The 6,543-nt window shown below is 66.4% G+C and carries 6 protein-coding genes and 1 pseudogene; 4 read left to right on the top strand and 3 right to left on the bottom strand.

All coding sequences use genetic code 11. The features are described from left to right. From ubiA to B3D39_RS16145, 4 genes and pseudogenes are all read left to right on the top strand, one after another. Positions 1–310 (top strand): annotated as a pseudogene (gene ubiA / locus B3D39_RS16160) (4-hydroxybenzoate octaprenyltransferase); the annotation flags it as partial. A 78-nt stretch (positions 311–388) separates the two neighbouring features. Next, the gene (locus tag B3D39_RS16155) at positions 389–2,458 is read left to right on the top strand and encodes an OmpA family protein (protein WP_274963791.1); all 2,070 of its coding nucleotides are present in this window, start codon (positions 389–391) and stop codon (positions 2,456–2,458) included. 11 nt (positions 2,459–2,469) lie between these two features. Next, positions 2,470–2,796 carry a hypothetical protein gene (locus tag B3D39_RS16150; RefSeq protein ID WP_078522484.1) on the top strand — a complete coding sequence of 109 codons (327 nt, stop codon included), beginning with the start codon at positions 2,470–2,472 and terminating at the stop codon, positions 2,794–2,796. A 210-nt stretch (positions 2,797–3,006) separates the two neighbouring features. Continuing rightward, complete coding sequence (locus B3D39_RS16145; RefSeq protein WP_286789879.1) at positions 3,007–4,467, top strand: ArnT family glycosyltransferase; 1,461 nt, start codon at positions 3,007–3,009, stop codon at positions 4,465–4,467. On the opposite strand, the gene B3D39_RS16140 is transcribed toward B3D39_RS16145, so the two are convergent. The 3 genes from B3D39_RS16140 to B3D39_RS16130 all read right to left on the bottom strand — a co-directional run. Further along, positions 4,455–4,667, bottom strand: coding sequence for a formate dehydrogenase subunit delta (locus B3D39_RS16140; RefSeq protein WP_078569797.1), 213 nt, complete (start codon positions 4,665–4,667; stop codon positions 4,455–4,457). The genes B3D39_RS16145 and B3D39_RS16140 overlap by 13 nt on opposite strands. Beyond that, complete coding sequence (fdhD, locus tag B3D39_RS16135; RefSeq protein ID WP_078569796.1) at positions 4,664–5,434, bottom strand: formate dehydrogenase accessory sulfurtransferase FdhD; 771 nt, start codon at positions 5,432–5,434, stop codon at positions 4,664–4,666. Before fdhD ends, B3D39_RS16140 begins: the two co-directional genes overlap by 4 nt. Then, on the bottom strand, positions 5,431–6,543 hold a 1,113-nt coding region (locus B3D39_RS16130), incomplete at its 5' end, for a molybdopterin dinucleotide binding domain-containing protein (protein WP_286789878.1). The genes fdhD and B3D39_RS16130, both read right to left, overlap by 4 nt.

Below are 6,543 nucleotides of genomic sequence, written 5' to 3'. Positions count from 1 at the left end.
CGACGCGCTGATCGGGGTGAAATCCACCGCGCGGCTCTTTGGGGACGATAGCGCGAAATGGCTCGGCGGTTTCCTGATGACTTCCGTCGCGCTGATGACCATCGCGGTGATGGGTGCGCTGCTGCCCGGCGCGCCGCCGCTGCGCCTCGCGCTCTCGCTGCTCGCGCCCTGGGCGATGGGGTGGCACATGCTCTGGCAGATGCGCCAGCTCGATATCGACGAGCCGGACACCTGCCTGAAACTGTTCCGCGCGAACCGCGATACCGGCCTCATCGCTGCGCTGTTTCTCGCCGTTGGCGCAATCGTGTAACGGCGTTTCGATTGATCCCCGCGCCCCTGCGCCTTAAGGAAACGGGATAAAGATTCCCCGGGGGAGGGCCTGAGACCGATGCGCAGCCGCGCCACCTTGTTGACGATCGCCGCCTTTGTCCTCGCACTCGTCGTCTCCGCAGTCATTGCGGGTGGCGCTGCGACCGTTGTCGAGAAATCCACGAAACAAGAAGTACGCGTCGCGATGGAGGCGCAGGGCTACGGCTGGATGCGGATCCATACCGACGGGCTGCAAGTCCTCCTCTCCGGCACCGCCCCGACCGAGGCCGAGCGGTTCCGCGCCGTCTCCGAGGTCGACAAATACGTCGACAGCTCGCGGGTCGTCGACAATACCGACACGCAGATCACCAAGCCGATCACGCCCCCCGCCTTCTCGCTGGAGATGCTGCGCAATGAGAACGGCATCTCGCTGATCGGGCTGGTGCCCGCTTCGGTCGACCGCGATGCGATCGTCGAGAAGCTCTCGAAAGTCGCGGGCGAGGATGGCGTCACCGACATGCTGGAGAGCGCCGACTACCCGGTGCCCGGCGGCTGGGACGAGGCGATGCAATTCGCGATGACCACGATCGAGACGCTGCCGCGCTCTAAGATTTCGGTCACCGCCGGCAAGGTCTCGGTGCAGGCGATCACCGACAGCCCCTCCGAGAAAGGCCGGGTGGAGACGTCGCTCGCACGCCGCCGCCCCACCGATCTCAAGCTCAGCTTCGACATCTCCGCGCCGCGCCCCGTGATCACCCCCTTCACCCTGCGCTTCCTCATCGACGACGAGGAAGGCCCGCATTTCGACGCCTGCTCCGCCGATAACGAGCGCGCCCGCGACCGCATCCTGACCGCCGCCCGCGCGACAGGCGCGAAAGGCACGCTGACCTGCACCATCGGCATGGGCACCCCGTCGCCTGATTGGTCCAAGGCCGCGCAGATGGCGATCAAGGCGGTCGGCGATCTCGGCGCAGGCTCGGTGACCTTCTCCGATGCCGATATTGCACTCGATGCCCCCTCGACCGTCGATCAGCAGAAGTTCGACGATGTCGTGGGCGAGCTGGAATCGAACCTGCCCGGAGTGTTCTCGCTCAAGGCCAAGCGCGAACCGGCCCCCGATGCGAAAGCCGCCGAGGCCAGCTTCACCGCGACCCGCGATGGCGACGGCCATGTCGAGCTCAAGGGCCGCGTAACCGATGCGCGCGAACGTCAGACCATCGAAAGCTACGCCCGCGCCAAGCTCGGCCATGACAATGTCCATGGCGCGACCCGCGTCGACAAAGAGCTTCCCGCCGGTTGGCCGGTGCGCACGCTGGCCGCGCTCGATGCGCTGTCGGTGCTCCATGACGGCAAGGTCACGGTCACCCGCGACGGCATCTCGGTCAACGGCATCTCGGGCGATCCGCAGGCCTCCGACACGATCTCGCGCATCCTGACGAGCCAGCTCGGCGAAGACGCGCAGATCGACCTGAGCGTGAAATACGACAAGCGCCTCGATGAGCAGCTGGCCCTGCCCACCGGCAAGGAATGCGTCGCGCGCCTCAATGAGACGCTGCAGAAGAAGAAGGTCGATTTCGATCCGGGCTCGGCGCAGGTCGCCTCGGAAAGCCTGGACGCGCTCGACGCTTTGGCGAAATCGATGAAGAACTGCACGGACTTCAAGATGGAAGTCGCCGGCTACACCGACAATCAGGGCCGCGAGGAAATGAACCTGCAGCTGTCGCAACAGCGCGCGCAGGCGGTGATCCGCGGGCTCCTGGACCGTGGCGTGCTGATCGGAAATCTCGAAGCGAAGGGATATGGCGAAGCTCAGCCGATCGCCTCGAACGACACCGAGGCAGGCCGCGAGAAGAACCGTCGGATCGAATTCGTCCTGCTGGATGAGGCACCGGTGGGCGACGACGCGCTGCCCGATGCCACCGCAGATGCGACGGGCGCAGCAGAAGACGGCGAGCCGCATTGGAACGGCGCCGTGACCGACGACGGTGCGCCCGCCACCGAAGACGGCGCGCAAAGCGAAAACGGCGATGGGGACACCGCCGCTGAACCGGGGGAAAACACCCCGCAAGAAGAAGAAATTCCGGTCGAGACGCCCGGCGATGAAACGCCGCGCCCGCAATCCCGGCCGGAGGACCTGTCGAAGGGCTGAAGGGACGTCATATGAACAGAACCGAATTCATCATCGCCACAGCGATCATCCTTTTCGTGGCTTTCGCTCTCGGCTGGTTCGCGAGCTGGTTGATCCACCGCCTCACCCGCGTGAGCCAAGCCGATATGGGCGAACTCGAGCAGATGGCGCAGGCGTTGCATGAAGCCGAAGAGACCCGCGATCAGGCGCTCGTCTATGTCGAGCAGCGCGAGGCGGAACTGGCCAATCAGCTCAGCCAGACCGAGGCGGAACTGCGCGCGGCGATGGATGGTCTGCGCGACGCGCGCCACGAGGCCGAAGAACTGCGCGCCTATATCGAGCGCTCGAAAGAGGCCTGAGCCGTCGCCGCGCCGCGCTCGCCAAGAACGCGGCATCGTGGCCACGCCCTAAGAAACTCCGACATCTCGCGCTTTGGCCCGCCTGTCGAAAGTGGTATCGACCTCCTGTCCGCCGCGCGCGGCAGCCCCGCCAGCCAATAGGTGCGCCATGCTCCAGACCCTTCCCGTGATGCGCGTCCCCACAGGCACGCCCGCATGAGCGCCAAGCCCATGCCCCGCGACACAGGCCGCGCCCTGCCCGATGCGATCTGGCCCCTGAGCATCGTCGCCTATTTCGTCCTCCAGACCCTCTACCGCACCGCCTTGGGCGGCGCGCTCGGGCTCGACGATGCGCAGATGATCTTCGATGCGCGCAGCTTTGAATGGGGCTACGGCCCGCAACTGCCGCTCTTCGCATGGCTGCAACATCTGGTCTTCATGGTGACCGGGCCGACGATGTTCGGCCTCGCGCTTTTGAAAAATACCCTACTCTGCGGCACGGTCCTGACCTGCTACGGGCTGATGCGCACGCGGCTCGATCCGCGCCGGGCATGGGTCGCGACGCTGGGCCTCGTGCTGCTGCCGCAGATCGCATGGGAAAGCCAGCGTGCCCTGACCCATTCAGTGCTCGCGACCTTCTCGGCGGCGCTGTGCTTTGCCACGATCTGGTGGATCGCGCGCCGCCCCAGCCTTGCGGGCTTCGTGACGCTCGGACTGGTGCTGGGCATGGGGCTGCTGTCGAAATACAACTTCGTTCTGCTGCCGATCTCGACGACCCTCGCGCTGATCGGCTTTCCGAAGCTCCGTGCGTCCTTCCGCGACCGTCGCCTGTTCCTGTCGCTGCTGATCGCCGCCGCCATCGCGCTGCCGCCCTATGTCTGGATCCTGAATCACCCCGAGATCGCCTTCGCTTCGGCAAAGAAATTCGACGCCGCCGAAGACGTCTCGCTGGGCGCGCGGCTTGTCGGTCCGGTTCTCGCAACCGGCCAGGGCATCTTGAATTTCCTTGCCTTACCTCTGCTGGTCGGCGGGCTGCTTTTCTGGCGCTACCGGGAGCACAAACCCGACGCGCCGCAACCGCTCTTGCGGCTGATGCTGCGCGTGATGGTGATCGGGCTTGTACTGCTGCTGCTCGGCGCGCTTGCGGTTGGTGCGGGGCAGATCAAGGATCGCTGGCTGCAACCGCTACTGTTCCTCGCGGGCCCCGCGCTTGGCCTTTGGCTCCTGCCCCGGCTCAGCGCGACCGGACTGCGGCGGCTGCAGCAGGTTTATGCGGTGCTGCTCGTGCTGGTGACGATCGCGCTGCCGATCCATTTCTTTCAGGGCAAGAGCCGTAACGCCGCCCCCTTCGAGACTCTGGTGCCGCAGCTGGTGGCCGCCGTTGGCGCGGATGCGACCCTGATCGCGCCGCAATGGGAAGGCGCGAATATCCTCTATCGCGCGCCCCGGATGACGGTTCTGAATGCCAGTTCGGACTTTGCGAAACCTATGCCCGACGGCCCGGCCTTCGTGATCTGGGACGGCACGAATGCGGCAACCGGTGCAGACCTTCTGCGCGCCACTTACCCCGATCATCCCGACTGGACGACCGGAGAGGTGCAGCAGCTCGCGGCGCCCTACCCCTTCGCAGACGGGAAAAACTTCACCCTTTCCTTCGCGCCGGTCGTGAAGCCCGGCGATCAGCCCCGCTGAGGGGCGCGGATCTCCGGCAAGGCCGCTTTCACCAGCGGGTGCAGGTCCAGCTTGTCGGCCGCCGCGAGGAACGTGTCGCGCATCGTGGGCGCCCAATTGGCATTGATGTGATCGGCGACGGCATGCGCCTGATCGCCGGGCTGGCTCTCGAAGAACTGTGCGATCTGATTGGCCATCCCGGCGAGTTTCTCAGGCTTCATGCGGTGGCCTCCTGCGGCGCGGTGTAAAGCGCGAGGCCCCGGCCTGCGCGCGCGATAACGGTAAGGCCCGCATCCCGTGCCTCGCTCACCGCAAGCGCGGTCGGGGCGGAGGGGCCGACGATCACCGGGATACGTAGCGTCGCCACTTTCTGGATCAGATCGACCGAGAGCCGCGAGGTCATCACCAGCGCGCCGCTCGCCGGGTCGATCCCTTGCCGGATCAGCGCCCCGATCAGCTTGTCGAGCGCGTTGTGCCGCCCGACATCCTCGCGCGTCAGCACGATCCCCTTGCCCGGCTGCCAGAAGCTCGACGCATGGGCGGCGCGGGTCTCGTCCTGCAGCGGCTGGTGGTCGCGCAGGGTCTCGAGCGCCTCCGTGGCCTGCTCCGGCGTCATCGTGAAACGCGGCGGTGCGACCGGCGGAAGCTTGCGCCGCGCCTCTTCCAACTGCTCGATCCCGCAGAGCCCGCAGCCCACCGGCCCCATCGTGGCGCGGCGGCGTTCGGCAAAGCGCGCGCCCGCAGGCGCGGCCAGCCAGTTGCGCGCCTCGATCCCGGCCTCGGTCACTTCCACCTCCTGCCGGGTGATCTCGGACGCGTCCGCGATCAGCCCTTCGGAGAGCGCAAAGCCCAGTGCGAAATCCTCCAGATCGGCGGGGCTTGCCATCATCACCGCCTGCGTCACCCCGTCAAAGGACAGCGCCACCGGCACTTCCTCGGCGAGCCGCTGCACCGCGCCGCTGGGCATGTCCCAATCGGTTGCCGTCATTCAGCCGCCTCGACGCGGCGTGTCAGCTTGGTCTGTGCCGTGTAAAGCTCCTGCCAGTCCGAGGGCCCGTTCGACAGCCCCACCTGCACCGCCGTCACCTTGTATTCCGGGCAGTTCGTCGCCCAGTCGGAATTGTCGGTGGTGACCACGTTGGCCTGCGTGTCGGGGTGGTGGAAGGTCGTGTAGACGACGCCGGGAGAGACCCGATCCGTGATCGTCGCGCGCAGGCTCGTCTCGCCCGCCCGGCTCGCCAGACGCACCCAATCGCCGTCGCGGATACCGCGAGTCTCGGCGTCATGCGGATGGATTTCCAGCCGGTCCTCGGCATGCCAGACGGAGTTCTCGGTCCGCCGCGTCTGCGCGCCCACGTTATATTGCGACAGGATGCGCCCCGTCGTCAGCAGCAGCGGGAAGCGCGGTCCGGTGCGTTCCTCGGTCGCGACATAGGCGGTGCGGATGAAACGCCCCGAGCCACGCACGAAGCCATCCTCATGCATCACCGGCGAGCCTTGCGGGTGCGTGTCATCACAGGGCCACTGCACCGAACCCATCTGGTCGATCAGATCGTAGGTGACGCCCGCGAAGGCCGGCGTCGTGCGCGCGATCTCGTCCATGATCTCGGACGGGTGTGTATAGCTCCACCCTGCGCCCAGCGCGTTGGCCAGCGCCTGCGTCGCCTCCCAATCGGCCAGCCCCGCCTTCGCCGCCATGACCTTGCGCACCGGATTGATGCGGCGCTCGGCATTGGTGAAGGTCCCGTCCTTCTCGAGGAAGGTCGACCCCGGCAAGAAGACATGGGCATAGCGCGCGGTCTCGTTCAGGAAGAGATCATGCACGATCACGCAGTCCATCTCCGCGAGGCCCGCGGCCACGTGATGGGTGTCGGGATCGGATTGCAGGATGTCTTCGCCCTGAATGTAGATCGCCTTGAAATCCCCCGCGACGGCCGCGTCGAGCATGTTCGGAATGCGCAGCCCCGGCTCGGGGTCGAGCGTGACGCCCCATTCCACCTCGAACCCGTGGCGCGCGGTATCGTCCGAGACATGGCGATAGCCCGGCAGTTCATGCGGGAACGAGCCCATGTCACAGGAGCCCTGCACGTTGTTCTG

Source organism: Thioclava sp. UBA3469 (genome assembly GCF_002378135.1).
Classification (GTDB): Bacteria; Pseudomonadota; Alphaproteobacteria; order Rhodobacterales; family Rhodobacteraceae; genus Thioclava; species Thioclava sediminum.
This window is presented reverse-complemented; position numbering and strand designations above follow the sequence as displayed.